The following is a 521-nucleotide window of genomic DNA, read 5'->3' as shown; positions in this document are numbered from 1 at the left end:
CAACCGCGAGGAATACATCCGATGCTTTAACGCTGACTTTGAACTGATCAAAGTTAAGACGATCGAGATGATCCACATGACGCATCGCTGATTCAACTAGGGCTTCAGGCGTTGGTTCACCGTATTTCATCTGCAGATCTTTTTCCAAAGAGCCGCCATTAACGCCAATACGGATCGGGATATTCTTATCACGCGCACAATCAACAACCGAGCGAATACGCTCTTCGTTACCAATGTTACCTGGGTTGATACGCAAACAATCGACGCCGTATTCCGCGACTTTCAGTGCGATACGGTAGTCAAAGTGAATATCAGCAACCAGAGGAACAGATACTTGCTGTTTGATCAGCTTAAACGCTTCTGCTGCTTCCATCGTTGGTACTGAAACACGGACGATGTCTGCGCCGACTTTTTCTAGTGCTCGGATTTGTGCGACTGTCGCTTCCACTTCAGTCGTGCGAGTGTTAGTCATTGACTGTACGGCAATTGGCGCACCATCACCAATTGGCACATCACCCACA

General features: G+C 48.0%; 1 protein-coding gene. It reads right to left on the bottom strand.

Annotation, left to right across the window (positions count from 1 at the left end; all coding sequences use genetic code 11):
• On the bottom strand, positions 1–520 hold a 520-nt coding region (locus tag R7P74_RS29295; protein WP_318124243.1), incomplete at its 3' end, for a flavodoxin-dependent (E)-4-hydroxy-3-methylbut-2-enyl-diphosphate synthase.
• Between the last annotated feature and the right edge of the window lies 1 nt (position 521).

This window comes from Vibrio sp. 2033, from assembly GCF_033339735.1.
Note: the sequence above shows the minus strand (reverse complement) of the source record. Positions and strands in the feature narration are given on the sequence as shown.